Here is a 23,863-nt window from a genome sequence, read left to right on the forward strand (position 1 = left end):
TCGAGAACATCCCCAGGAGACATCGAACATGACACAGAACCACGAGGCGCCGGTTGCCGTCGTGACGGGCGCGTCGCGCGGCGCGGGCAAGGGTATCGCGCGCGCGCTCGGCGCGGCCGGCATGACCGTCTACGTGACGGGCCGCTCGCAGCACGAAGGCGACGCACCGCTGCCCGGTACGATCCACGAGACCGCGCGCGAGATCGATGCGCTCGGCGGCCGCGGGATCGCCGTCGCGTGCGACCACGCGGACGACACGCAGGTGAAGGCGCTGTTCGAGCGCGTCGAGCGTGAAAGCGGGCGGCTCGACATCCTCGTCAACAACGCGACCTACCTGCACGACCAGCTGATCCTGCCGGGCCCGTTCTGGGAGAAGTCGCTCGACCTCGTGAACATCCTCGACGTCGGGCTGCGCTCCGCGTACGTCGCGAGCTGGCATGCGGCGCCGCTGATGGCGAAGCGCCGCAGCGGACTGATCGCGTTCACGTCGTCGTTCGGCGCGAGCTGCTATATGCACGGCGCCGCGTACGGCGCGCAGAAGTCGGGTGTCGACAAGTTCGCGAAGGACATGGCCGTGGACCTGAAGCCGTTCGACGTCGCGGCCGTGTCGATCTGGATGGGGCCGCTGCGCACCGAGCGCACGACCCGCGTGTGGGAAGAACATCCGGACCTGTACAAGGAATTCTCGCTCGTCGCCGAAAGCCCGGAATTCACCGGCCGCGTGATTCGGGCGATCCACGCCGATCCGCAGCGCATGGCGCTATCGGGCCAGGTGCTGGTCGGCGCGGAAGCCGCGCTGCAGTACGGCATCGAGGATCTCGACGGCAAGCAGCCGCCGTCGTATCGCGAGCTGCTCGGCGGGCCCGTGCAGGCGCATCCGGCGATCGTCGCGTAAGGAGCGGGCATGGGCATCCTCGAAGGCAAGGTCGCGCTCGTGACGGGCGCGGGGCAGGGCGTCGGGCAAGGCGTCGCGCACGCGCTCGCGGCCGAAGGCGCGCACGTGGCCGTGGTCGGCCGCACGCGCGACAAGCTGGTCGCGACCTGCGATGCGATCCGTGCACGCGGCGGTGTCGCGGAGCCGTTCGTGTGCGACGTGATGGACGACGCGCAGATCGCGCAATGCGTCGACGCGGTGGTCGAGCGGTTCCGCGGCGTGCAGATCCTGATCAATAACGCGCAGGTCGTGCCGCTCGGCCGCCTGCTCGACGTGACCGACGCGGATTTTCTCGCGGGCCTCGAGTCGGGGCCGATCGCGACGTTGCGGATGATGCGTGCCTGTCATCCGCACCTGAAGGGTTGCGGCGTGATCGTCAATTTCGCGTCGTCGGCCGCGGTGCGCTGGGACACGTCGGGCTACGGCGCCTACGCGGCGACCAAGGAAGCGATTCGCGCGCTCACGCGTGCGGCGGCATGCGAATGGGGCGCCGACGGCATTCGCGTGAACGCGGTCGCGCCGCATGCGCTGTCGCCGGGGCTGAAGGGCTGGGTCGACGCGAATCCGGACGAGGCCGCCGCGTTCTTCCGCACGATCCCGCTGGGGCGCGTGGGCGACTGCGAGCAGGACATCGGGCGCGCGATCGTGTTTCTCGCAAGCCGCGACGCCGCGTACCTGACGGGCGCGACGTTGCCGCTCGACGGCGGGCAGGCGTACTGGGGCTGACGGCGAGCGCGGGGCGACCGCATCGGCGCAGCGTCAATCATGGGCCGGCGTGCATGCGCGAGTGCCGCGCGTCGCGGCCGGCCAACCGGAATCGGAACGTATCGAAGAGAGAACGACATGGGTCGACTGGAAGGGAAGGTGGCGCTCGTCACGGGCGGCGCGCGCGGAATGGGCGCGGCGACATGCAGGCTATTCGTCGAAGAGGGCGCGCGCGTCGTGATCGGCGACGTGCTCGATGCGGAGGGCGAAGCGCTTGCGCGCGAGCTCGGCGACGCGGCGCGCTTCATGCGGCTCGACGTGGCCGACGAAGCGAACTGGGCGCGTGTCACCGATGCGACGGTCGAGCAGTTCGGCCGCATCGACGTGCTCGTCAACAACGCGGCGGTGCTGATGTTCGGCGCGATCACCGAGTTGTCGAAACGCGATTTCGAGCGTGCGGTGTCGGTCAATCTCGTCGGCACGTTCGTCGGCATTCGCACGATCGCGCCGCGCATGATCGCGCAAAAGAGCGGGTCGATCGTCAACATTTCGTCGGTGGACGGGCTGCGCGGCGTGAACGCGCTGGCCGCCTACGTGTCGAGCAAATGGGGCGTGCGCGGGCTGACGAAGGTGGCGGCGCTCGAACTTGGCCATCAAGGCGTGCGCGTGAATTCGATCCATCCGGGCGGCGTGAACACGGCGATGTCGAACCCGACCGGCGCACCGCTCGACGAGGTCAACAAGCACTACACGCACGTGCCGCTGCAGCGCGTCGGCTTGCCTGACGAAATCGCGCGCGCGACGCTGTTTCTCGCGAGCGACGAAGCGTCGTACTGCAACGGCGCCGAGTTGTCCGTCGATGGCGGGATGGCGGCAGGCGCGTATTACCCCGGATTGCCGGGCGCGCCGTTTTGAGCGGTAGCGCACACAACGCATGCGCGACGGATGTTTGTGTACGCAACCTAATTCAGGGTTTGCCTGAGTAGCGAAAACGCGAATTCGGGCCGCGACCGTTCGGGTGCATCGCATGCGAACGGTCGCGCCGGAATTTCCATCTTTGCGGAACCCTTGCGGGGCGGACGTTCCAGCCGTTTCGTCCCCAAAGCGCACGCGTCGACGCAATAAAAGGAACCTGCCGGCAAGCGACATGCCGGCACGTCGTCATAGTTGTTTCTTGTTGCAACGCAACGCCCGACCAATAACGGCGATGGTATGCTGGCCGGCATGGAGTTGTACGGCAGGTTGCTTGCATGGCGAAACTCGCGTTCGCACGCTCATACGAGACATCACATTCTCTCGCCCGCATCGCGGCATCGACACGCGCTCCGCTCGCGTGTCCCGCCTTGCGCGTCGCTTCAACCTGCGCTCCGACCGCATTCCCCATCTCGCGGGCTCGCCCCGCATCCCCCATCCCCGCCCAATACCCAATAATCTGGAGACGTTTCCATGTCGCAAAACTCCCTGGCCGAAGCGACGCACGGCCCGCTGATCGCTCCCCCGGCATTCGTCAAGCATCGCAAACTGATCGAGTGGGTGTCGCGTATCGCGGCGCTCACGGAGCCCGAGCGCGTCGTGTGGTGTGACGGCTCGCAGGAAGAGTACGACGCGCTGTGCCAGGCGATGGTCGACCAGGGCACGCTCACGCGTTTGAACCCGGCGAAGCGCCCGAACTCGTACCTCGCGCAATCCGATCCGTCGGACGTCGCGCGCGTCGAGGATCGCACGTTCATCTGCACGCAATCGCCCGACGACGTCGGCCCGACCAACAACTGGATCGCGCCGGACGAAATGCGCGAAACGCTGAACGGCCTGTTCCGCGGCTCGATGCGCGGCCGCACGCTGTATGTCGTGCCGTTCTCGATGGGCCCGCTCGGCTCGCCGATCGCACATGTCGGCGTCGAGCTGTCCGACAGCCCGTACGTGGCCGTGAACATGCGGATCATGACGCGCATGGGCCGCGAGGTGTATGACGTGCTCGGCGAGGACGGCGAATTCGTGCCGTGCGTGCACAGCGTCGGCCATCCGCTCGAAGCGGGCCAGAAGGACGTGCCGTGGCCGTGCAACCCGGTCAAGTACATCGTGCATTTCCCCGAGACGCGCGAGATCTGGAGCTTCGGTTCCGGCTACGGCGGCAACGCGCTGCTCGGCAAGAAGTGCTTCGCGCTGCGCATCGCATCGACGATGGGCCGCGACCAGGGCTGGCTCGCCGAACACATGCTGATCCTCGGCGTGACGTCGCCGGCCGGCAAGAAGTATCACGTCGCGGCGGCGTTCCCGTCCGCGTGCGGCAAGACCAACTTCGCGATGCTGATTCCGCCGCAGGGCTTCGACGGCTGGAAGGTCACGACGATCGGCGACGACATCGCGTGGCTGAAGCCGGGCCGCGACGGCCGCCTGTACGCGATCAACCCGGAAGCCGGCTTCTTCGGGGTTGCGCCCGGTACCGGCGTGAAGACCAACCCGAACGCGATCTCGACGCTGAAGGAAAACGTGATCTTCACGAACGTCGCGCTGACGGAAGACGGCGACGTGTGGTGGGAAGGCCTGACCGACACGCCGCCCGCGAAGCTGACCGACTGGCAGGGCAACCCGTGGACGCCTGAAATTGGCAAGGAAACCGGCCGCAAGGCCGCGCATCCGAACTCGCGCTTCACGGCGCCGGCGTCGCAATGCCCGTCGATCGACGCGGACTGGGAAGACCCGGCCGGCGTGCCGATCGACGCGTTCATCTTCGGCGGCCGCCGCTCGACGACGGTACCGCTCGTGACCGAAGCGCGCGACTGGGTCGAAGGCGTGTACATGGCCGCGACGATGGGCTCGGAGACGACTGCCGCGGCGGCCGGCCAGCAGGGTGTCGTGCGTCGCGACCCGTTCGCGATGCTGCCGTTCTGCGGCTACAACATGAGCGATTATTTCGCGCACTGGCTGAAGCTCGGCAAGCAGCTCGAAGGCGCGGGCGCGAAGCTGCCGAAGATCTACTGCGTGAACTGGTTCCGCAAGGACGCGAACGGCAAGTTCGTATGGCCGGGCTTCGGCGAGAACATGCGCGTGCTGAAGTGGATGCTCGATCGCCTCGAAGGCAACGGTGGCGGCGGCGAACATGCGTTCGGCGTGTCGCCGGCCTACGACGACCTGCACTGGGACGGGCTCGACTTCACGCGCGAGCAGTTCGACGCGGTGACGTCGATGAACGCCGACGAATGGCGCGAGGAGCTGAAGCTGCATGCAGCGCTGTTCGACACGCTGAAGCTGCGCCTGCCGACCGAGCTGACCGACACGATGAAGAAGATCGAGCAGCGCATCGGCGGCTGACGATCCCAATCGAAGTCATGAAGTAGCGAAGTACCGACGTAGTGGCATCGACGTCCCGCCGCCGGCACCCATTGCCGGCGGCGGGACGTTGTCGTTTCAGCTTCGTTTCAGCTTCGTTTCAGCTTCGTTTCTGCTCGGCACGTGCGCAGGCCGTGCGCCTACGCGCCGCACTGCGCGACCACTTCGTCGACCGCGCGTTGCACGTCGCCGCGCCGGTAGCGCAGCAGCGCGATATCGGCGGGATCCGGCTCGTACGACACGACGTTGCCGCGCCCCGTATAGATCGCGATGTCCGGCAGCAGCGGATGCTCCTGGTCGAGCGACGGCACCGTTTGCGGATTGCCGGCCGCGCGGAAGAACGCCGCGAAGTAGTCGGCGAAGCTCAGGTTCTCGTCGCCGACGAGATACGCCTTGCCCGATTCGCCGCGCTGCAGCGCGCCCCAGATCGCTTCGGACAGCGATTGCGTCGAGATGAAGTTGCTGCCGCCGGCCGGCCCGTACACCGGCAGCCCGGCGAGCTTGCCCTGCGCATAGCCCGTGTACGCGGCGAACATCTCGTTGCGCAGTCCCGGCACCGACCCGACGACGAATGGCGCATTGACGCTGCACACGGCGAACGACACCGACGCGAGCGCGCGCACGCGTTCGTCGGCGAGATGGCGCGAGCGCACGTACGGCACGGTGTCGACGAGCGCCGGCGCGACCTGCGGATAGAAGCTGCCGACCAGCACCGCGCGCTTCACGCCGGCATCGCGCGCGAGCGCGAAGAAGCGCGGCACCGCGTCGACGTTCGCGCGCTCCCAGTGCGCGGCTTCGTCGGTGCCCGGCGGCAGGTGGCGAATGTCGTTGCCGGCCGCGAACACGACCGCGTCGAACGGCGCGAGATCGTCGCGCGTGAAGTTGCCGGCCACGTAGTCGCGCAGCAGCACGTCGAACCGCGCGAGCGCGCTGCCGGGCGGCGGCGGCTTGCGCGCGGCGAGCGTCACGTCGTTGCCTTGCGCGTGCAGATGCAGCGCGGCATGGCCGCCGATGAGGCCGGTACCGCCGATGATCAGGATTTTCATGGTGTCTCCGGTGGCGGCACAGGTGCGCCGCTTGAACTGAACCGATGATTGAACGGATGAAGCCGCGCGAACGGCGGCGGCTCAGAAATTGAAGCCGTTGCCGGTGACGACCGGCATGTTGGTCCAGAAGCCGTTCGGGTCGCGATACCAGCCGGCTGCCGCGAGTGCGCCGCCGTCCACGTGCAGCGTCGTGCCGGTGACCCACGCGGCGAGCGGGCTCGCGAGGAACAGCGCGGCGCCCGCGATGTCGCCGGCCGTACCGAAGCGTCCGAGCGGAATCCAGCGCGGGATGTGCTCGCGATGCTCGGCCGCGACCATCGCGCTGACCGGCACCTGCGGCGTCTCGGTGGTTTCCGGCGCGATCTGGTTCACGCGGATGCCGGCCGGCCCGAGCTCGAGCGCGAGGCTTTTCGTGAAGCCGGTCAGCGCGGCCTTGAACGACGCATAGACGGTGCAGTTCGGAATCGCGCGAAAGCCTTCGATCGACGACACGCCGACGATGCTGCTGCCCGCGCCGCGCTTGCGCAGCAACGGCAGCATCGCACGCGTGACGACGAACACCTGGCGCAGGTTCACATCGAACAGCCGTGCGATGTCGTCGTCGGTATGGTCGTCGAACGGCTTCGCGATCTGCAGGAAATCGCCGACGTTGTTGACGAGCACGTCGAGGCCGCCGAAGCGCGCGTCGATGGTCCGCGCGAATGCGTTGACCGCGTCGCGGCGTGTGACGTCCACGGTGCCGACGAGCGCGTCGACGCCCGCGGCTTCGAGCGCCTGACGCACGTCCTGCGCGCGTACAGGGTCGCTCTCGGCCACCGCGACGCGCGCGCCCGCCGCGCCGAACGCTTCCGCGCACGCACGGCCGATGCCCGCGCCGCCGCCGGTGACCAGCACGGTCTTGCCGGTGTATGAAATCATCAGGACACTCCTTCGAACGGGAAAACCGCGAGCCGCGTCACAGCGACGCAACCAGTTGCGCGTTGTCGATCCGCAGTTCCGTGCCGTTCACGAAGCGCGATTCGTCGGATGCAAGAAACAGCACGAGATTCGCGACGTCCTGCGGATCGCACATGCGCGCCATCGGATCGTTGCCGATCCCGAGCTCGGCCGGATCGAGCCCCGGCATCAGCGCCTGCGTCATCGGCGTCCAGATCCCGTCCGGATGGATCGAGTTGCAGCGGATCCGGTAGCCGCTGCGCTTGCAGTGCACGGCGACGCTGCGCGCGAGCGCCGTCACCGCGCCTTTCGAGCCGGTGTACGCGCACATCATCGGCAGGCCGCCGAGCGCGGCGACCGACGACATCATCACGATCGAGCCCGGCGTGTCGTTGTCCTTCATCGCGCCGATCGCGTACTTGCAGCCGAGGAAATAGCCGTCCGCGTTCACGCGCAGCACGCGCCGCCAGGTGTCGAGGCTCGTGTCCTCGATCGAGCCGACCGGACAGATCGCCGCGTTGTTGACGAGCACGTCGAGGCGGCCGAAACGCTCGAGCGTCGACGCGATCGCGTGCCGCCAACCGTCCTCGTCGGCGATGTCCTGATGCACGAACAGCGCGGTGTCGCCGATTTCGCGCGCGAGCGCGCGGCCCGCGTCCTCGTCGATGTCGGTCAGCACGACGCGTGCGCCCTCGGCGGCCAGCAGCAGCGCATCCGCGCGGCCGACGCCGCTTGCCGCGCCGGTGATCAGCGCGACCTTGTTTGCGACTCGATTCATGTTGGGTCGTTTTGCGTGGTGGTTGAAGGAAGGCGCTCGCCCATGCGGCGCTCGGCGCTCGGCGCCCGGCCGGCCTTGACCGCGTCGAGCGCGGCCGTGCCGTAGATCTGCGCGATCGTGTCGTCGACGCGCGGGTTGGTGCGCAACTCGTGGCCGCCGTCGACCGCAAAGCTCTGGCCGGTGACCCAGCCCGACTCGGGGCCCGCGAGATAACGCACCGCATGCGCGATCGCTTCCGGTTCGCCGAGCGTGCCGAGCGGAATTTGCTCGAGGAAGCTGTCGACCAGCGCGCGGTTGTCGAACATCGGCGCGGTGGCTTCGGAGCGCGTGAGGCCCGGCCGCACCGCGTTCACGCGGATCTTCGCGCCGGCCAGCTCCTCGGCCGCGCCGCGCACCAGCGCCTCGAGCGCCGCCTTCGCGGTGCAGTACGCGCTCAGCCAGCGAAAATTGATTTGCGCGGCCGTCGACGAGATGCAGACGATCGTGCCGCCGCCGCTGTCGGCGAGCCGCGGCGCGGCGTGGCGGATCGCGGTGAACGCGCTGTGCAGGTTCAGGTCGATTTCCGCGCGGAAGCTGTCGGCGTCGTGCATCAGCAGTGGCCGGAACCCGGCGCCGCCGACGGTCGGCACGACGATGTCGAGACGGCCGTCGAGTGCCCACGCGGTGTCCAGCGCGGCCTGCAGGTCGCCGTCGTCGCAGGCGTCGCCCGCGTGGATCGCGACGCGGCTGCCGGGCACCGCGTCGGTCAGGGATCGCTGCGTGCGTTCGAGTGCGTCGCGGCGGCGGCCCATCAGCACGACGGCCGCGCCATCGGCGATGAGCGCCTGTGCGCAGGCCGCGCCGATACCGCCGGCACCGCCCGTGACGAGCGCGGTGCGGCCTGCGAGGGGAAGGGACGAGCGCATCGTTCAGCCCTCCAGCGGCAGGTCCTGCGACCAGTCGACGTGCAGCGTGCGCGCGGCGAAGCGCCACGTGCCGCCGTCGAACACGCAGCGGTCGCGATAGCGCATCCCCCAGTCGAGCTTGCGCTTGACGCCATCGCGCATGTACACGTGACACGCGACGCCGTAGGTCTCGACATCGGCCTCGCCGCCGTCGAGCGTGACGAGCTGGTTGTGCACGTGATGCTGGGTCGTTTCGTAGCGCTCGATCACGCCCATGCCAGCGACGATCGCGTCGCGGTCGTCGAAGCGGAAACCGGGGCCGTCGAGCTGCGCGTCGGCGGTGAAGAGGGTGGCGAGGCGCGGCCAGTCGCGCCGGTCGACGGCTTGCGCGTAACGGCAGGCGAGCTCGTACAGCGCGTGGCGGGGATGCGAATCGGTCATGCGTACTCCCGTGAATGAACGGAAAGACTCGGCCGCGCCGCGAGCGCGGACGCGGCGGCATTGCGACGTCGACGCGCAGGTTCGCATCGGACCGATCGATCCTCATCATCCATACGGAGCAGGGCAAGGATCGGGGAAAACACCGGGATCGACGGCAGCGCATCGTCCGATGCTGCGATGCGGCGGCGAATGCGTAGCCAATTGCAGCAAGCCGCGACAGAGGCTTTCCGGATCCAGGCGACGGCTCGGGCGTTCAGTAATGCCGCAACGCGGAATGTCGAAGGGAACCCGCTTCGCGTTTGCCCCTAGTCGAAATGGACGATGGCCGGCGGGCCGGCGCTGGCTACCGTGCAGTCATCCGGTGCTGCTGCCTGCTTGCCCGAGGCCGGTGCGCCGGACACGAACCGCGACAGCGGCCAACCGGAGGGGACGACGATCATGAGACTGACGACTCGCAAGCTGTGCGTACTGGCGATGGGTACGTTCGCGGCCATGGCAATGGCGCGATATGGTGCCGAGCAGGTCCCGTCGCCACCGTATGCGGCCGGCATCCTGCAATGCCGCACGGTCGACCCGAACGGCCTGCCGACCGGTTGCGTGCCAATCGATCCGTCGCACTTCGGGTTCGCCGCGTTGCGCGGCATGTAACACCGGCGCGGCCGCGCGACGCGCCGATTCGATGCCGCGTCGGCGCCGTCGCGATGCGGCGGCGTTCGGACGGACGGGGCCTGGTCGAGCGCCGCGATACCTGCGATATCCGCGATACACGTGCTGAGTGTCGCCCGGCGCGTGCTGCCCATCCGGTTTCCTGCTGTCGTTCGACTTCCCCGCCCACGGCACCGAGCGCGATTCGCATGCACGCCGTCGAGCGCTCGCATCGGCCAAGCGCCGCTGTTCGTGTCGGGCTTGCCCGGCGGTGCTGCGCCCCGGCTGGCACCTTTCACCGATTCCCTTCACGCCGACCCATTACCCACATGTCATCCGAATATTCCCTGACCCGCCCCCTGAACGTCCGCGACGTGCATCGCTGGGACGCCGAACACGATGTCGTGATCGTCGGCTTCGGCGCGGCCGGCGCGTGCGCGGCGATCGAAGCCGCGAGCGCCGGCGCCGACACGCTGATCGTCGAGCGCGCGTCGAGCTACGGCGGCACGAGCGCGCTGTCCGGCGGCGAGATCTACCTCGGCGGCAGCGGCGGCACACCCGCGCAGCGGCAGGCCGGCTTCCGCGACGACACCGAGGACCTGTACCGCTACCTGATGCTCGCGGGCGGCCGCGACGCGGACGAAGCGAAGGTGCACCTCTATGCGAGCGAGAGCCTCGCGCACCACGACTGGCTCGTCGCGCAGGGCCTCACGTACAAGAACACGTTCATCGCCGAGCGGATCGTCGAGCCGGAAACCGACGACTGCCTGATCTGGTCGGGCAGCGAGGAAGCCTGGCCGTTCAGCGAGGCCGCGAAGCCGTGCCCGCGCGGCCACACGCCGCAATGGCCGGGCTGGGGCGGCGGGCAGATGCTGATGCGCGTGCTGGCCGAGCGCGTGCAGGCGCTCGGCGTATCGACACGCTACGACACGCGCGCACTGGCGCTGATCGTCGACGATGCAGGCGCCGTGCTCGGCGTCGTGCTGCGCGCATACGGCGAAACGGCATGCGTGCGGGCGCGCCGGGCGGTGATCCTGTGCGCAGGCGGCTTCGCGATGAACCGCGACATGGTGCGCAAGCATGCGCCGCAGTTTCTGCGCTCGGACGAACCGATCGGCAGCCCCGGCGACGACGGCTCGGGCATCCTGCTCGGCCAGAGCGCGGGCGGCGCCGCGATCCACATGGACCAGGGCTTCGTGAGCCTGCCGTTCTACGCGCCCGAATCGCTGATCCACGGGATCTTCGTGAACGCGCGCGGCCAGCGCTTCATCAACGAGGACGGCTATCACGGCCGCACCGGCCATCACGCGTTCCACCAGGCCGACGACCGGATCTACCTGCTGGTCGACCAGGCGACCTACCAGGAGCCGCCCACGATCGCGCGGATCGGCATCGCGGCAGCGGGCGAGACGTGGGAGGAAGTCGAGCGCGACCTGCAGATGCCGGCCGGCACGCTGACGGCGACCGTCGAGGTCTACAACCGCCACGCGGCCGAAGGCGCCGATCCGCTGTTCCACAAGGCGAGGAAATGGCTGAGGCCGCTGATCGAGCCGCCATTCGTCGCGCTCGATTGCCGGATCGACTACGCGTTCTATCCGCATTTCACGCTGGGCGGGCTCGATACGCTGCCGACCGGACAGGTGCTCGACGCGGCGCGCGTGCCGGTGGCGGGCCTCTATGCGGCCGGCCGCACGACCTGCGGGCTGCCGCGCTGGGGTGCCGGGTACAGCTCGGGACTGTCGCTGGCCGACGCGACGTTCTTCGGCCGGCAGGCCGGTCGTCACGCCGCGTGCTCGGCGAGCGAGGCGTTGCGCAGCGCCGCATGATGTAGCGCACGCGTCGTGCGGAAAGGGAAAGCGACGACGCCCCGGGCAACCGTGTTGCACCGGGGCGTCGTCGTTTCAGGCGGATGTCGGCGGATCGTCCGTGCGCCGTCAACCAAGGTCGAGCGCGTTCGTCAGATCGCCCGGCGGCGTTGCGCCGCGCGACGCGAACGCCTTGTCGCGCGCGGCGACGCCATCGAGCGGTGCAAGGCCGTGCACGCGGCTGATGAAGCGCAGGATCGAGTTCGTGTCGTACATCGTGTGATCGACGTAGCCCTTCTTCGCGAACGGCGAGATCACGAGCGCCGGAATCCGCGAGCCGGGGCCCCAGCGATCGCCGACCGGCGGCGCGACGTGATCCCACCAGCCGCCGTTCTCGTCGTGCGTCATCACGATCACGGTGTTCGCCCACTGCGGGCCGCGCCGGATGCGCTCGATCACGTTCGCGATGTGGCGATCGCCGGATTCGACGTCCGCATAGCCCGCGTGCATGTTCAGGTTGCCCTGCGGCTTGTAGAACGTGACGGCCGGCAGGCGGCCCGCGTCGATGTCGGCGATGAAGCGGTTGGTCGACGGCTCGTCGCCGAGGCCTGCGTCGCGCAGGTGCTGGCGGCGCGCGTCGGTGCCCGGCGCATAGTTCGCGAAGTAGTTGAACGGCTGGTGGTGGTACTGGAAATCGGGCACCGTGCCCGTGTCGCGGTGCTCGAGCGCGTACTGCCACGCGCCGCTGTACCACGCCCAGTCAACGTTCTTTTCCGACAGGCGATCGCCGATCGTCGCGTAGCCCTGCGGCGGCATCACGCGATGGTCGGCCGGATCCGCATAGGCGGCGTTGCCCGGGTCGGCCGGCGGCACGTAGCTCGGCTGGTACGGCGGCGCCATCGTGTTGACGCCGTAGCCGTCGGGCGTCAGCGGGCCGTCGACCGCGAACTTCGGCGGGCCGTCGAGCGCGGACGCGGGCGAATCGGCGGCGAGCGTCAGGCGCGTGCCGGCCGGGTCGTCGCCGTCGACCTTCGACAGCAGCTTCGCCGCGTGCGGATGCTTGTGCGCGTCCGGATAGATCGGCGGCTGCGCGGAAATCAGGAACATGTGATTCATCCACGAACCGCCAAAGGCCGCCATGAAGAAGTTGTCGCACAGCGTGTATTGCCGCGCGAGGTTCCACAGTCGCAGCGTGTCGGCGGAATTGCGGTAGTGGCCCATCACGAGGCCGCCCGAATCGGCCCACGCGGCGAACTGGTTGTTGCGGCCCGCGGCGATCTGCATCTGGTTCTGGTAGAAGCGGTGCCACAGGTCGCGCGTGATCACGCCGTTCGGCAGCGGCTTGCCTTGCGCGTCGGCGATCCGGAACGGCGCGTTCGGCAGCTTGTCGAGGTCGCGCTCGGCGATCGCGTAGCGCTTGCCACCCACTTCCTGCGCCTGCGGCACGAGCCCGCCCCAGATCTTCGGCAGCACCGGCAGCGACGTCTTGCCGTCGCGATCGAGCTGCTGCGCATGCTCGGGCTTCACCTCGCTCAGCGGATATTGCACGCCCGGGAAATCCCCGTACAGGTTCGTGAAACTGCGGTTCTCCGCATAGATCACGACGATGTGGCGCACCTGCCGGCGCAGCGCTTCGTCGAGCCGCAGGTCGGCGGCGGAGCGCTGCGCACCGCCCGGCGTGGTCTCGCAGCCGCCGAGCGCGACGCCCGCGCCGAGCGCGGCGAAGCCGCCGAGCAGGCGGCGGCGGTCGGGATCAACGGGAAGGTCGTCGGGGCGATCGGGGGTGTCGTTCACGTCGTGTGCTCCTCGAATGGTCGGTTGTCGTTCGATGCGCGGCAGCGTCGCACAGCCTGCCGCGACGCGGGACGGCACGCAACAGCCGGCGTTGCGCACGGGCGGGGCGATGCCCGGTGCGAGGTCGACTGTCACAAAAATGTCACGAAGGCGACTATAACGCGGCCGGCGACGTCGATGAAAGGTATTTGTCGGACGATGCGGGACGCCTGCGTGAGAGCTAGACTGGAAGCACGGGCGGCGCGTTGCGGCGCGCTGTCCGCGCGAACGGCGCCCGGCGGTGCCTTCGCGGTGTCATTCATGCGACGAAACGAGGCGACGATGGCGCGGATGCATTCCGTGTGTGCGTGGCTGCCGATGCCGCGCGCCGGCAGGGCGTGCGGGCTCGAGCAAGCGCGCCGCGCGGCGCGACCGGCCGGCCCGATGCCATGGACAGGAAATTCGATTACGCAGGATTGCTGATCGCGGCGGGCTTCTTCGTGCTGTTCGCCGCGCAGTTGGTGATGCTGCGCCCGGCGTCGACGATGATCGCGTACAGCGACTTCCATCGGCTCGTCGCCGCGCGGCTCGTCGACGATCTCGACATCGGTCCGACGTCGATCACCGGCACGCTGAAGATGCCGCAGGCCGGCACGATGCTGCCTGCGTCCGAAGTCGCGGCCGTGAAGGAGGACGGCACGCCGCCGCGCTTCGTCACGAACCGCGTGACCGACCCGCAGCTGATCGATACGCTGACCGCGGCCGGCATCCGCTTTCACGGCGCGTCCGACACCGGCTGGATCACGTCGCTCGCGTCGTGGCTGGTGCCGCTTGTCGCGTTCGTGTTCATCTGGAACCTGATGCTGCGCAAGCGCGGTGGCCTGCAGGACTTCACCGGGATGGGCAAGAGCCGCGCTCGCGTGTACGTGCAGCAGGAAACCGGCATCACGTTCGACGACATCGCGGGCATCGACGAAGCGAAGGCCGAGCTGCAGCAGCTCGTCGCGTTCCTGCGCAACCCCGATCGCTACCAGCGGCTCGGCGGCAAGATCCCGAAGGGTGTGCTCGTGGTCGGCGCGCCCGGCACCGGCAAGACGCTGCTTGCACGCGCGGTGGCCGGCGAGGCCGCGGTGCCGTTCTTCTCGATCAGCGGCTCGGCGTTCGTCGAGATGTTCGTCGGCGTCGGCGCAGCGCGCGTGCGCGACCTGTTCGAGCAGGCGCAGCAGAAGGCGCCGTGCATCGTGTTCGTCGACGAGCTCGATGCACTCGGCAAGGTGCGCGGCGTCGGCCCGATGTCGGGCAACGACGAGCGCGAGCAGACGCTCAACCAGCTGCTCGTCGAGATGGACGGCTTCCAGGCCGGCTCAGGCGTGATCATCATGGCCGCGACCAACCGGCCGGAGATTCTCGATCCCGCGTTGCTGCGCCCGGGGCGCTTCGATCGTCACATCGCGATCGACCGGCCCGACGTGAACGGCCGCCGCCAGATCCTCGGCGTGCACGTGAAGCGCGTGAAGCTCGCGGCCGACGTCGACCTTGGCGAACTCGCGTCGCGCACGCCGGGCTTCGTCGGCGCCGATCTCGCGAACGTCGTCAACGAGGCCGCGCTGCATGCGGCCGAACTCGGCAAGCCGGCGATCGGGATGGAGGACTTCGACGAGGCGATCGACCGCGCGTTGACGGGGCTCGAACGCAAGAGCCGCGTGATGAACGCGCAGGAGAAGCTGACGATCGCATATCACGAAGCCGGCCATGCGCTCGTCGCGGAAAGTCGCGCACACTGCGATCCGGTGAAGAAGGTGTCGATCATTCCGCGCGGCGTGGCGGCCCTCGGCTACACGCAGCAGGTGCCGACCGAGGATCGCTACGTCCTGCGCCGCAGCGAATTGCTCGATCGCATCGATGCGCTGCTCGGCGGACGCGTCGCGGAAGAGCTTGTGTTCGGCGACGTGTCGACGGGCGCGCAGAACGATCTCGAACGCGCGACCGCGATGGCGCGCCACATGGTCATGCAGTACGGGATGAGCGACAAGATCGGGCTGGTGAGCTTCGACGACGGCGAGGCGCGCACCGGTATCCCGGGCGCATGGCATGCGGGCGACGGCCGCTGCAGCGAGCACACCGCACGGATGATCGACGACGAAGTGCATATGCTGCTGACCGATGCGCATGCGCGTGTCGCGGCGACGCTCGGCGAACGTCGCGATGCGCTCGAGCGGATCGCGCGACGGCTGCTCGCGCGCGAGGTGCTCGAACGCGATGCGTTGCAGGCGCTGATCGACGGGCGCGAGGAGCCTGACTCCGGGCCATCCATGACCGATCGCGGGCCGTGCGCGGGCGCGAATGCGCCGGAGCAGGCGTCGGCGGTCGAGCGCGATTTCGTCGCATACGGGCCGCCGCGCGAACCCGAGCGCTGAAGCGCGGATCTCTCGCGCAGCCCGCGGGCGGCCACGATCGCGCCGCACCGGCGCTGCGACTCACACTTGCCGGCGCGCCATTGCGCCGGCGTTCCTTTTCCTCTTTCCAGTCACGGAGTCGCCATGAGCGAGGCGCACGTATCGGTCGATGTCGCGCAGCATGCGCGTTTCAGTTTCGAAGTCACGTTTGCCGGCACCGAGCTTTCGCCGGTGCTCACCGACGAACCGCCGCCGCTCGGCGCCGGGCGCGGCCCGAATCCCGTCCGGCTGCTGGCCGCGGCGGTTGCGAGCTGCCTCGCGGCGAGCTTGTTGTTCGCGCTCGAGAAACAGCGCGCCGATCCGCAGCCGGTCACTGCGCATATCGAGGTCGACATGGTGCAGAACGAGGCGGGCAGGGTGCGGGTCGGCGCGATGGCCGTGACCTTGTCGGTCGGCAAGGCGTGGGCCGATCTCGCGGCGGCGACGCGCATGCTCGACCGGTTCGATGCGTATTGCGTGGTGACCGAGAGCATGCGCGAAGGCATACCGATCTCGGTGGCGGTGCAGGACGTGAACGGTGCGGTGCTCGACCGCGAGATGACCGGCGTGTGAGCGTGCGTCAGGACTCGGTCGCGGCGGCGACTTCCGCCGCTTCGGCGAGCGCGTCGAGAAAGCGCGTGCGCCACCAGTGCACGTCGGTCTTGCGCACGATCGCCATCAGCGCGTCGTGACGCTGGCGGCGTTCCTCGAGCGGCATCGCGAGCGCGCGCTGGATCGCCTGCGCGGTGCCCTGCGTGTCGTACGGGTTGACGAGCAGCGCGGATTTCAGCTGTTCGGCCGCGCCCGCGAAACGCGACAGCACGAGCACGCCGGGGTCGGCCGCGTCCTGCGCGGCGAGAAACTCCTTCGCGACCAGATTCATCCCGTCGCGCAGCGGCGTGACGAGCGCGACGCGGCTCGCGCGGTAGAGGCCCGGCAAGCGCTTGCGCGCGACCGTGCGGTGGATGTAGCGCATCGGCATCCATTCGAGTTCGCCGTAGTCGCCGTTGATCGCGCCGCACAGGCTGTCCATCTCGCGCCGCAGGTCGTCGTACGCACCGAGATCCTCGCGGCTCGGCGCGGCGATCTGGATCAGCGTCGCGCGGTCGCGGTTCTCCGGATACTGTTCGAGCAGCTGGCGAAACGCATGCACGCGCTGCGGCAAGCCCTTCGTGTAATCGAGCCGGTCGACGCCGACGAGCAGCTGGCGGCGCGAATACTCGTCGCGCATCCGCTCGAACATGTCGATCCCGTCGCGATTCGCCGCGAGCGCCGCGAATTCGTCGACATTGATGCCGATCGGGAACGCGCCGGCCGACAGCGTGCGGCCGAACGCGCGCAGGCGGCCGTCCGGCAGCCGCGCGGCGCCGGCTTCGGCCTCGACGTAGTGTTCGAAGTGCAGCAGATCCGATTCGGTCTGGAAGCCGACGAGGTCGTATGCGAACAGCGAGCGCATCAGCCACTCGTGCTCCGGAATCGCGGCCATGATCGGCGGCGGCGGCATCGGAATATGCAGGAAGAAACCGATCGGGTTCGTGCAGCCCATCGCGCGCAGCTCGGCCGCGAGCGGAATCAACTGGTAGTCGTGAACCCAGACGGTATCGTCGGGGCGCAGCAGCGTGCTCAGCTTGCGCGCGAACAGCTGGTTCACGCGCCGGTAGCCGTCCGCGAAGCGCCGGTCGAACTGCGCGAGATCGAGCCGGTAGTGGAACACCGGCCACAGCACGTTGTTCGAGTAGCCGAGGTAATACGCGTCGTAATCCTGCGGATCGAGATCGATCGTCGCGAGCTGGATGCCGCCGACGTTCTGGATCTGCACGTCGTCGCCATGTGCGGGACGCTCGCCTTCACCGCGCAGCCTGCCGCTCCATCCGAACCAGACGCCGCCCGATTCCTGCAGGCTGTCTTTTACGGCCACGGCAAGCCCGCCTGCCGCGGCTTTACGGGGATCTGCGATGCGATTGGATACGACGACGAGTCGGCTCACCAGCTCTCCTGCGAATGGTTGGGGAAGGTTCGTGCGGCCAGGGCGTGAGGCGGACGCCGCCATCGACGCGAGGTACGATGGGGCCGCGATACGGGCGGACGGGAATCAGGGCACGCGATTCGCCGTTCGAACGTGGAGTGCTTTTTTAGGATACTCGTCATTCGGCCGATTTAAAAGTGCATGACCGGGATCAGCGAATCGGCATACCCGGCGCGATGCGCGTCGTTCCGTGCATTTGGCGGGCGGGACCGGAAATTGCGCGGCAGGGTGCGCGGGGGAAGCGGAGAGGAGAGAGCGGGGGCGCAGACGAGGGCGAGCGATGGTGTTCGTCACGCATGCGCTGTCGATCGCAGCGATTCCGATCGACCGTGGTGCGCGTTGTCGAAGCGACGCGTGCGAGGATGCGTGCCGCGAGGACGTGGAGCATATCGCGACACGCGTGGTGTATCACGTCGGCACGTCCGCGCGGGCACAACGACACCGCCGCACGCAGACAGCACGCAATGCGCAGCCGGGCCGTGTAATGCGCGGCCGCGCATCGTGTCCTGCATGGCAGGAGGCTTGATCGCGTTACACGGCGGTAGCCTGCCAGCGCGACGCGCCGTCGGCCGCGTGAGTGCGCGCGTGTGCCGAGGTCGCATGTTCGCCACCGGCCGGCATCCGGAACGCGGACACCGTCCCCGACAGCTCGCGGCCCTGCGCTTCGAGCGACTTCGACGCGGCTGCGGCCTGTTCGACGAGCGCCGCGTTCTGCTGGGTCGTCTCGTCCATCTGCGTGATCGTCAGGTTCACCTGGTCGATCCCTCGGCTCTGTTCGGCCGATGCCGCCGCGATTTCGCCCATGATGTCGGTGACGCGCGCGACGGCCTGCGTCACGTCCGACATCGTCTTGCCGGCTTCGCTCGCGAGCGCCGAACCATCCTGGATCGTCCGCACCGACGCCGAGATCAGTTCCTTGATTTCCTTCGCGGCGGTCGACGAACGTTGTGCGAGGCTGCGCACCTCGCTCGCGACGACCGCGAAGCCGCGGCCCTGTTCGCCCGCGCGCGCCGCTTCGACGGCCGCGTTCAGCGCGAGGATGTTGGTCTGGAACGCGATGCCTTCGATGATGCCGGTGATGTCCGCGATCTTCGACGAGCTGTGGCCGATTTCCGTCATCGTGTCGACCACGCGGCCGACCACCGAGCTGCCGCGCTGCGCGACGTCCGACGCATTCGCGGCGAGCGTGCTCGCCTGCTGCGCGTTTTCCGCGTTCAGGCGCACCGTCGACGTGAATTCCTCCATCGTCGCGGCGGTTTCCTGCAGCGATGCCGCCTGTTCCTCGGTGCGCTGGCTCAGGTCGAGGTTGCCCGATGCGATCTCGCCCACCGCGTGCGCGATGCTGTTCGACGAATCGCGCACGCGGCCGACGATGCCGATCAGCCGTGTATTCATCGTGTGCAATGCGTCGAGCAGGTCGCGCGTCTCGTCGTTGCCGCTCACGCTGATGCGGCTGCCGAGATCGCCGTTGGCCACCGTGCGCGCGACGTCGACCGCCGCGACGATCGGCACCGTGATCTTGCGCGTCAGCCACAGGCCGCCGCCCACCGCGACCGCGAGCGCGATCAGGCAGATGGCGGACAGCACGTTGCGCTCGGTCGTGTAACGATCCGCGAATGCCTGCGCGATCGCGAGTTCGCGCTCGTGCGTATAGGTTGCGTACGCATCGGTTGCGCGAACAAGTTGCGCGAGCAACGGACGGCAGCGATTGTCGATATCGGCGGTCGCATCTTCCTTCTTGCCGGCCTGCGCGAGCCCGACGATATTCAGCGCGACGGGCCCGTAGCTCGCTTCGACGCGCACGATCTCGGCGACCAGTTCGGGCGCGCGATCGGTCGTGTCGGTGGCGTTCGCCATCATGTCCTTCAGTTTCGCGAGATGGTCCTGCACGTCCTTGTGCGCCTGCTGCACTTCGGCCAGTTCGAGCTGGATGTCGGACGGCGTGGTCACGAGCACCAGGTTGCGCGCGGCGATCGCGCGCCGGTCGACCGACGTACGGATTTGCGCAGCCAGGTTCGCTCGCGCGTTGACGCCGTTCACGTACCGGGAAAACTCGTCGTTCGTATCGGACAGTGCTTTCAGCGCCATGCCCGACACGATCACGACGACCGCGGCGAGCAATCCGAAGCCGCCAAGCAGTTTTGCTTTGATGGTTATTCTGGCGATTTTCACGAGATGCCTCTCTGCGAGTGGGTGGCGAGGGGATTTATTGTTCGACCGGATACGGGCTCGTGCCGTCATTAACGGGTGTATCGGATATTTCTTTACCCTTCGAAAACCCTGATTTCGATTTTTTCTCGCCGGAAACCCCGATGGGAAGGCCTCTTTGATCTAGATCAAAAAAGCCGGCGATCACTGATGATTCTCACGTTCATACGCGGAACTCGATATTGGTCATTATCGAAAGTTAATAGATTCGAGATCGGTTGATCGAACCATCCGATCGATTGCATTTTTGATTGATGGGTGAACTGCGCATTTATTTTTGCGCGGTCTGCGGTGCGATTCGGTCCCGTAAAACGGGTGCACGGACGTGCGCCCGGTCGAACGGCCCGCGACCGGTGCGGCAGGCCGTTCGACGGTCAGAACGTCGTTCGCAGGCCGGCCATCACGCTGCGGCCGCCTTCGGGTGCGAAGCCGCGTACGACCGAGGTCGCGTAGCGGATCTCCTGGTTCGTCAGGTTGTCGCCGCGCAGGTAGGCGAGCCAGTGCGTCGCGCCGACGCGGAACTTGTATGTGAGCATCACGCCGAGCGACGTGTAGCCGTCCGTCGAGAAGTCATTGTCGGGCACGCGGTGCTGCGACCACGCATGCGTGACCTGCGCGCGCGCACCGAACGGGCCATAGCCATAGTCGGCCGCGAGCGTCGCACGCAGCGGTGCGATGCGCGGCAGCGGCTGGCCGGTGTCGACGTTGCGCGCATGTGTGTAGTCGGCGGTCAGCTCCAGGTCGACCGTATGGCCGCGCCGCGAGAACGCGCGCCACTTGCCGTCGAGTTCGACGCCGTAGAACTCGGCGCGCACGCCGCGATAGATCGCTTCGTCGAGCGCCTCGCCGGTGCCGGGCGCGACCGGTTCGCCGTCGTCGTTCACGAGGCGGCCCGTGTTGTATTCGGTCAGGTAGTTCGAAAAGCGGTTGTAGAACACGCCGACGCTGCCGCGGTTCGGGCCGCTCGCATAGCGTAGCGACAGGTCGGTCGACACGGCCTTTTCCTTCGACGCGTTCGGGTTGCCGATCAGGAACTGGCCGGTTGCGTCGTGCGGGCCGTTCGAGTACAGCTCGTAGAAGGTCGGCGCGCGTTCCGTGTACGCGACGTTCGCCGCGACCGACCACACGGGCGTCAGCGAGAACAGGGCGCCGGCTGACACGCTGCCGGCATTGAAGTCGCGCGGCTGCGCGAGCGCGAATTTCTCGACGCCGGCCGGATCGGGATCGACCTTCACGTGCTCGAAGCGGCCGCCGAGGCTCAGCTTCAGCGCCGGGTCGACCTGCCATTCCTCGAGGCCGAACAGCGCGACGCTGTTCGTGCGCGTGGACGGCACGAGCATTTCGTCGCCGAGCGCCGAGAACGTGTTCTGGCCGAACTGCACGCCGATCGCGCCCTCGAACGGGCCGATCCTGCGATGCCGCGCCTCGATGCGCGCCTCGTAGCCGCGGTTGCGGAAGGTCGTCGCCGTTTCGCCGTTGTCGACTTCCTTGTGGCGATAGTCGGTGTACGCGAAATCGAACTTCAGCTTCGTGAACGGGCCGCTCAAGTTGCGCACCTCGGACGCGAGCGCGAGGCGTTCCTGGCGCATCCGCAGGCGCACGTCGTCCTCGGCGACGGAGCCGTAGTTCGATTCGTAGCCGCTGTACGACAGACCCGCGAAACCGTCGGCCCACGTGTACGACGCGCCGACGGCGCCGCCGTGTACGCGGCCGTCGCTGTTCGGGACGTTGCCGGCCGGTTGCGGCGTGTCGGGATCGTCGAGCGCGCGTTGCTGGCTGCTGCGCGCATCGCCGGGAATCCGCAACCTGCTCGTTTCGCGGTCGAATGCGTCGACATGGAACGCGAAGCGGCCGTTGCCGCCCTCGACCTGTGCGGCGCCTGCGCGCACCGAATTCGCGCCGCCATAGCGCGCGTCGAGCGCACCCGTCACGCCTTCGATCGCCTCGCGCGGAATCCGGTTGTCGATCGTGTTGACGACGCCGCCGACCGCGTTGCCACCGTACAGCAGCGCGGCCGGCCCGCGCACGATCTCGACGCGCTCGATCGACAGCGGGTCCTGCGGCACCGCGTGGTCGTACGACAGCGACGATGCGTCGTACGCGGCAACGCCGTTCTGCAGCAGCCGGATCCGGTCGCCATCCATCCCGCGGATGATCGGGCGGCCGACCATCGGCCCGTAGGTGGTGGTCGACACGCCGGGCAGGCCGTCGAGCGTTTCGCCGAGCGAATCGGCCTGGCGGCGCGTCAGCGCGTCGCCGGACAGTTGCACGGTCGGCGCGATCAGTTCGGTGTCGCCGAGCGGGTTCGCGGTCACGAAGATCGGCGCGAGCGGCGTGGCTTGCGTCGGCGTTGGTGTCGATGGGGCGGGCGTATCGGCCTGCGCGTGCGCGACGGCGGCGAACAGCATCAGCGAAACGGGCGAGAGCGGGCGAAGCGGGAGACGAGGGAGGTCGCGCATGGTCGGTGAATCGGTTGGAATGGGTTGGAATCGGATCGGGAAACGGGGCATGCGGGCGTCAATCGATACGATATATTGTTGCATCATCGGCGCGCAGTGACCCGCTGGAACATGATTTGGCGATGCCGGGCCGGCCAATGAGAACGGGGGGCAGCGGGCGAGCACGTGAAATGATATGTTATATCATTTCGAATTCAAAGCAAAACGGCGTCGGGCTGCAGGGTTTTCGACCAACGGCTGAAATAGCTGCGAAAGCAGAGGCGGGTCGTAAAACCGGCGCCGGGGCCGGTGGCCCGCGCAACCTGCCGCGCGATGGATCCGCCGCGCTCGCGCGCGTTTCTCGCCCCGTTGATGCGTATCAAGGCGTTCCGGTTTCCAGCCCGGATACTGGCTCGGTCATCGACCAGACAGGAGCGACACGTGACACAAACCATGAAAGCGGCCGTGGTACACGCGTTCGGCGAACCGTTGCGGATCGAGGAAGTGCCGATCCCGACGCCGGGCGCGGGCCAGATCCTCGTCAACATCAAGGCGTCGGGCGTCTGCCATACCGACCTGCATGCAGCCGACGGCGACTGGCCCGTGAAGCCGACGCTGCCGTTCATTCCCGGACACGAAGGCGTGGGAATCGTCGCGGCGGTCGGGGCGGGCGTCACGCACGTGCGCGAGGGCGATCGCGTTGGCGTGCCCTGGCTCTACACGGCATGCGGTCACTGCGAGTACTGCCACACCGGCTGGGAAACCCTTTGCCACGGACAGCAGAACACCGGCTATTCGGTCAACGGCAGCTATGCCGAATACGTGCTGGCCGATCCAGACTACGTCGGCCATCTGCCGGCGCAGGTGGCGTTCGACGAGATCGCACCGATCCTGTGCGCGGGCGTGACGGTCTACAAGGGCATTCGCGTCACCGACACGCGTCCGGGCCAGTGGCTCGCGATTTCAGGCATCGGCGGGCTCGGTCACGTGGCCGTGCAATACGCGCGTGCAATGGGCCTGCACGTCGCGGCGATCGACGTTTCCCCGGCGAAGCTCGCACTTGCGCGCGAGCTTGGCGCACAGCTGACGATCGATGCGTCGGCCGACGATCCGGCGAAGATCATCCAGAAGGAGATCGGCGGTGCGCACGGCGTGCTGGTCACGGCCGTGTCGCGCAGCGCGTTCGCGCAGGCGCTCGGGATGGTGCGGCGCGGCGGCACGGTGGCGCTGAACGGCTTGCCGCCTGGCGATTTTCCGTTGCCGATCTTCTCGACCGTGCTGAACGGCATCACGGTGCGCGGCTCGATCGTCGGCACACGGCGCGACCTGCAGGAATCGCTCGATTTCGCGGCGGACGGGCTGGTGCGTGCGCATATCCATCGCGACCGGCTCGGCAACATCAACGACATATTCGCGCGGCTGCGCGAAGGGAAAGTCGACGGTCGCGTCGTGCTGACCGACATGCATTGACGCACTCGG

19 protein-coding genes are annotated in these 23,863 nt (G+C 68.1%); 9 read left to right on the forward strand and 10 right to left on the reverse strand.

Annotated elements, in window-relative coordinates:
• Positions 1 to 28: 28 nt before the first annotated feature.
• From AC1Z3W_RS09065 to AC1Z3W_RS09080, 4 genes are all read left to right on the forward strand, one after another.
• On the forward strand, positions 29 to 895 hold the full coding sequence (locus AC1Z3W_RS09065; protein ID WP_057925118.1) for an SDR family NAD(P)-dependent oxidoreductase: 867 nt from the start codon (positions 29 to 31) through the stop codon (positions 893 to 895).
• 9 nt (positions 896 to 904) lie between these two features.
• Entirely contained in the window at positions 905 to 1,660 is a 756-nt protein-coding gene (locus AC1Z3W_RS09070; RefSeq protein ID WP_057925119.1) for an SDR family NAD(P)-dependent oxidoreductase, read from the forward strand.
• 117 nt (positions 1,661 to 1,777) lie between these two features.
• Positions 1,778 to 2,554 (forward strand): glucose 1-dehydrogenase, encoded by a 777-nt coding sequence (locus AC1Z3W_RS09075; RefSeq protein WP_124832030.1) that lies wholly within the window; start codon positions 1,778 to 1,780, stop codon positions 2,552 to 2,554.
• A 531-nt stretch (positions 2,555 to 3,085) separates the two neighbouring features.
• Positions 3,086 to 4,951, forward strand: a complete 1,866-nt coding sequence (locus AC1Z3W_RS09080) for a phosphoenolpyruvate carboxykinase (GTP) (protein WP_175824703.1) — start codon at positions 3,086 to 3,088, stop codon at positions 4,949 to 4,951.
• Positions 4,952 to 5,109: 158 nt separating this feature from the next.
• On the opposite strand, the gene AC1Z3W_RS09085 is transcribed toward AC1Z3W_RS09080, so the two are convergent.
• The 5 genes from AC1Z3W_RS09085 to AC1Z3W_RS09105 all read right to left on the reverse strand — a co-directional run bounded on the left by AC1Z3W_RS09085 (position 5,110) and on the right by AC1Z3W_RS09105 (position 9,054).
• Positions 5,110 to 6,015: an NAD-dependent epimerase/dehydratase family protein gene (locus AC1Z3W_RS09085; RefSeq protein ID WP_175824704.1), complete on the reverse strand. Its 906-nt coding sequence runs from the start codon at positions 6,013 to 6,015 to the stop codon at positions 5,110 to 5,112.
• Between the two features lie 81 nt (positions 6,016 to 6,096).
• Entirely contained in the window at positions 6,097 to 6,933 is an 837-nt protein-coding gene (locus AC1Z3W_RS09090; protein ID WP_057925123.1) for an SDR family NAD(P)-dependent oxidoreductase, read from the reverse strand.
• 37 nt (positions 6,934 to 6,970) lie between these two features.
• Complete coding sequence (locus tag AC1Z3W_RS09095; protein WP_124832024.1) at positions 6,971 to 7,729, reverse strand: SDR family oxidoreductase; 759 nt, start codon at positions 7,727 to 7,729, stop codon at positions 6,971 to 6,973.
• Complete coding sequence (locus AC1Z3W_RS09100) at positions 7,726 to 8,634, reverse strand: SDR family NAD(P)-dependent oxidoreductase (protein WP_057925125.1); 909 nt, start codon at positions 8,632 to 8,634, stop codon at positions 7,726 to 7,728. The genes AC1Z3W_RS09095 and AC1Z3W_RS09100 overlap by 4 nt, the downstream gene beginning before the upstream one ends.
• A 3-nt stretch (positions 8,635 to 8,637) precedes the next feature.
• Positions 8,638 to 9,054, reverse strand: a complete 417-nt coding sequence (locus tag AC1Z3W_RS09105; RefSeq protein ID WP_124832020.1) for a nuclear transport factor 2 family protein — start codon at positions 9,052 to 9,054, stop codon at positions 8,638 to 8,640.
• Between the two features lie 438 nt (positions 9,055 to 9,492).
• Here AC1Z3W_RS09105 and AC1Z3W_RS09110 point away from each other — a divergent pair, with 438 nt between their 5' ends.
• The gene (locus AC1Z3W_RS09110; protein WP_057925184.1) at positions 9,493 to 9,702 is read left to right on the forward strand and encodes a hypothetical protein; all 210 of its coding nucleotides are present in this window, start codon (positions 9,493 to 9,495) and stop codon (positions 9,700 to 9,702) included.
• Between the two features lie 326 nt (positions 9,703 to 10,028).
• Positions 10,029 to 11,525, forward strand: coding sequence for an FAD-dependent oxidoreductase (locus AC1Z3W_RS09115; RefSeq protein WP_483507473.1), 1,497 nt, complete (start codon positions 10,029 to 10,031; stop codon positions 11,523 to 11,525).
• A gap of 108 nt (positions 11,526 to 11,633) precedes the next feature.
• Here the strand turns inward: AC1Z3W_RS09115 and AC1Z3W_RS09120 are convergent, their stop codons facing one another.
• Positions 11,634 to 13,298 carry an acid phosphatase gene (locus AC1Z3W_RS09120; protein WP_483507474.1) on the reverse strand — a complete coding sequence of 555 codons (1,665 nt, stop codon included), beginning with the start codon at positions 13,296 to 13,298 and terminating at the stop codon, positions 11,634 to 11,636.
• A gap of 428 nt (positions 13,299 to 13,726) precedes the next feature.
• On the opposite strand from AC1Z3W_RS09120, the gene ftsH reads away from it, so the two are divergent.
• Together ftsH and AC1Z3W_RS09130 are read left to right on the forward strand one after the other, a co-directional pair.
• Positions 13,727 to 15,694, forward strand: a complete 1,968-nt coding sequence (gene ftsH / locus AC1Z3W_RS09125) for an ATP-dependent zinc metalloprotease FtsH (protein WP_175824706.1) — start codon at positions 13,727 to 13,729, stop codon at positions 15,692 to 15,694.
• A 123-nt stretch (positions 15,695 to 15,817) separates the two neighbouring features.
• Complete coding sequence (locus AC1Z3W_RS09130) at positions 15,818 to 16,285, forward strand: OsmC family protein (RefSeq protein WP_057925131.1); 468 nt, start codon at positions 15,818 to 15,820, stop codon at positions 16,283 to 16,285.
• 7 nt (positions 16,286 to 16,292) lie between these two features.
• On the opposite strand, the gene otsA is transcribed toward AC1Z3W_RS09130, so the two are convergent.
• From otsA to AC1Z3W_RS09150, 4 genes are all read right to left on the reverse strand, one after another.
• Positions 16,293 to 17,699, reverse strand: coding sequence for an alpha,alpha-trehalose-phosphate synthase (UDP-forming) (otsA, locus tag AC1Z3W_RS09135; RefSeq protein WP_124832018.1), 1,407 nt, complete (start codon positions 17,697 to 17,699; stop codon positions 16,293 to 16,295).
• 570 nt (positions 17,700 to 18,269) lie between these two features.
• Positions 18,270 to 19,910 (reverse strand): methyl-accepting chemotaxis protein, encoded by a 1,641-nt coding sequence (locus AC1Z3W_RS09140; protein ID WP_483507475.1) that lies wholly within the window; start codon positions 19,908 to 19,910, stop codon positions 18,270 to 18,272.
• A gap of 410 nt (positions 19,911 to 20,320) precedes the next feature.
• Complete coding sequence (locus AC1Z3W_RS09145; RefSeq protein ID WP_483507476.1) at positions 20,321 to 22,405, reverse strand: TonB-dependent receptor; 2,085 nt, start codon at positions 22,403 to 22,405, stop codon at positions 20,321 to 20,323.
• A 194-nt stretch (positions 22,406 to 22,599) separates the two neighbouring features.
• Entirely contained in the window at positions 22,600 to 22,767 is a 168-nt protein-coding gene (locus AC1Z3W_RS09150) for a hypothetical protein (protein WP_185734321.1), read from the reverse strand.
• 58 nt (positions 22,768 to 22,825) lie between these two features.
• On the opposite strand from AC1Z3W_RS09150, the gene adhP reads away from it, so the two are divergent.
• Entirely contained in the window at positions 22,826 to 23,854 is a 1,029-nt protein-coding gene (gene adhP, locus AC1Z3W_RS09155) for an alcohol dehydrogenase AdhP (RefSeq protein WP_057925136.1), read from the forward strand.
• Positions 23,855 to 23,863 lie beyond the last annotated feature (9 nt).

It is taken from the genome of Burkholderia sp. 10_S31 (genome assembly GCF_056930375.1).

Excerpts from the sequence above, each read along its gene's own strand:
- AC1Z3W_RS09065 (WP_057925118.1), top strand. The coding sequence starts at position 29 with ATGACACAGAACCACGAGGCGCCGGTTGCCGTCGTGACGGGCGCGTCG.
- AC1Z3W_RS09070 (WP_057925119.1), top strand. The coding sequence starts at position 905 with ATGGGCATCCTCGAAGGCAAGGTCGCGCTCGTGACGGGCGCGGGGCAG.
- AC1Z3W_RS09075 (WP_124832030.1), top strand. The coding sequence starts at position 1,778 with ATGGGTCGACTGGAAGGGAAGGTGGCGCTCGTCACGGGCGGCGCGCGC.
- AC1Z3W_RS09080 (WP_175824703.1), top strand. The coding sequence starts at position 3,086 with ATGTCGCAAAACTCCCTGGCCGAAGCGACGCACGGCCCGCTGATCGCT.
- AC1Z3W_RS09085 (WP_175824704.1), bottom strand. The coding sequence starts at position 6,015 with ATGAAAATCCTGATCATCGGCGGTACCGGCCTCATCGGCGGCCATGCC.
- AC1Z3W_RS09090 (WP_057925123.1), bottom strand. The coding sequence starts at position 6,933 with ATGATTTCATACACCGGCAAGACCGTGCTGGTCACCGGCGGCGGCGCG.
- AC1Z3W_RS09095 (WP_124832024.1), bottom strand. The coding sequence starts at position 7,729 with ATGAATCGAGTCGCAAACAAGGTCGCGCTGATCACCGGCGCGGCAAGC.
- AC1Z3W_RS09100 (WP_057925125.1), bottom strand. The coding sequence starts at position 8,634 with ATGCGCTCGTCCCTTCCCCTCGCAGGCCGCACCGCGCTCGTCACGGGC.
- AC1Z3W_RS09105 (WP_124832020.1), bottom strand. The coding sequence starts at position 9,054 with ATGACCGATTCGCATCCCCGCCACGCGCTGTACGAGCTCGCCTGCCGT.
- AC1Z3W_RS09110 (WP_057925184.1), top strand. The coding sequence starts at position 9,493 with ATGAGACTGACGACTCGCAAGCTGTGCGTACTGGCGATGGGTACGTTC.
- AC1Z3W_RS09115 (WP_483507473.1), top strand. The coding sequence starts at position 10,029 with ATGTCATCCGAATATTCCCTGACCCGCCCCCTGAACGTCCGCGACGTG.
- ftsH (WP_175824706.1), top strand. The coding sequence starts at position 13,727 with ATGGACAGGAAATTCGATTACGCAGGATTGCTGATCGCGGCGGGCTTC.
- AC1Z3W_RS09130 (WP_057925131.1), top strand. The coding sequence starts at position 15,818 with ATGAGCGAGGCGCACGTATCGGTCGATGTCGCGCAGCATGCGCGTTTC.
- AC1Z3W_RS09145 (WP_483507476.1), bottom strand. The coding sequence starts at position 22,405 with ATGCGCGACCTCCCTCGTCTCCCGCTTCGCCCGCTCTCGCCCGTTTCG.